This is a genomic window from Zavarzinia sp., from assembly GCF_049306435.1.
Lineage (GTDB): Bacteria > Pseudomonadota > Alphaproteobacteria > Zavarziniales > Zavarziniaceae > Zavarzinia.
This window is the reverse complement of record NZ_JBAQRT010000107.1, coordinates 1-1541: the sequence shown is the minus strand read 5'-3', so window position 1 is coordinate 1541 and position 1541 is coordinate 1. Positions and strand designations below refer to the sequence as shown.

General features: G+C 70.3%; 2 protein-coding genes. One reads left to right on the top strand and one right to left on the bottom strand.

The features are described 5' to 3' along the window. The first annotated feature begins 239 nt into the window (after positions 1–239). Entirely contained in the window at positions 240–1115 is an 876-nt protein-coding gene (locus WAZ62_RS05760) for a trypsin-like serine peptidase (RefSeq protein ID WP_422642560.1), read from the top strand. Between the two features lie 21 nt (positions 1116–1136). Here the strand turns inward: WAZ62_RS05760 and WAZ62_RS05755 are convergent. Beyond that, positions 1137–1541, bottom strand: a 405-nt coding sequence (locus WAZ62_RS05755) for a hypothetical protein (RefSeq protein WP_422642559.1), incomplete at its 5' end; no start/stop codon positions are given.

Sequence of the window (1541 nt, the reverse complement as noted above, 5' to 3'; positions counted from 1 at the left end):
GAGCCGCGCGCCGCGCCTGCAGCGCCGCGAGACCCCGGGGCGAGATGCGGTGCGGCGCGACCAGAGGCCGCTCCACCTCGGCCGTCGCCGTATCGTCTTCCTTCACGAATGCCCGGCTCACCCGCTGTCCGCTCCCCGCGTCGTCACATCCCGGTCATCCTAGCAGCCTGTGGCGCGGATCATAGACGGCACGGGGCCTGCGTGATTTCCTGCCGTCAGGATCACAGGACCCCACCACCATGAAGACCACGCCGGCCCGCCTTCTTCTCGCCCTTGCCTTCGCCGTGGCATCGGCGGGCGTCCTTCGGGCCGACGAACGCGGCAGCCGCCTGGGCGCCGCGATGGACGCCCAGACGGATATCACCGACATCGCCCCCCTGCCCAAGCATCCGGGCGGTGCCGCCCCGCCCGCCGGCAAGCCGGACCGGCGCAACCGCGACCGGGCGGGCGGCGATCCAGCGGAGGTCGCCGGCCTGCCGCCCCTGCCCCTCGCCGCGATCGGCGTCGTCGATTCGCCAAGCAGCTTCTGCACCGGCACGGTGATCGGCCCCCGTATCGTGCTGACCGCGGCGCATTGCGTCTTCGACGAATATGGCAACGTCAGACTGCCGGAATCCTTCCTGGCCGGCCATGGCGACAGCGGCACGCAGGTCGAGGCCAGGATCGTCGAGGCCTTCGTGCCCCCGCGCTTCAATCTCGAGACCTTCAACAAGACCAATGATATCGACGGGCTGGACTGGGCCATCCTCGAACTCGACCAGGATATCGGCGAAATCACCGGCATGGTCGAGATCGCGGCTTTCGACCGCAAGGCGCTGAAGTCCTACGACGGCGGCAGCCGCACCTTCGTCCAGATCGGCTATGGCGAGGAAGACGGCGACCGGGTGACGATCCGGCGCGACTGCACGGTGATGGAAGCCTGGGACGACGGCACCTTCGGCCACGACTGCGGCAGCGTCTCGGGCGATTCTGGCGGGCCCGACCTCGCCCTGATCGACGGCCGCTGGCAGATCATCGGCATCGAATCGGCCGAGATCGACACCGACAACCTGCATGGCGTCGACATGGCCGTCTCCGCCAGCTCCTTCGCCCGGGAGGCCGCCCGCCACCGCTGACCGGGGTCTCCAAACAGGGGCTCAGTCCCCGGCGCCGCGCCCCAGCAAGGCCGTGGTGCAGCCGGGCGCCCCGCTCAGCTTCGCGCGAAGGGCCATGTCGTCGGCCGACAATTGCAGCTCGAAGCCGACCATGACATAGCCCGGCGGCTTCTCGATCCAGCCATCGGGATAGAAGACCATGGCGCGGTCGCCCGGCCCCGGCGCCGGCCCGGTGACGCGGAAGCTGCCGGACGGCACCCCCGGATTGGATGCGACCGGGAAGAAGGACACCACGGCCGAAATCTCGCCGCCGGACGGCGGATCGAAGGCGAAGGTGACCCCGGTCAGACCCTGGGCGCAGGTATAGGTCCCGGACCAGATCCCGGCGAAACCATGCGCGGCGCCCACCGGCGCCGCCTCGGCGGGAGCGGGAGCGAGAGCGGGGCT

Coding starts and splice junctions, on each gene's coding strand:
- WAZ62_RS05760 (WP_422642560.1), top strand. CDS start 240: ATGAAGACCACGCCGGCCCGCCTTCTTCTCGCCCTTGCCTTCGCCGTG.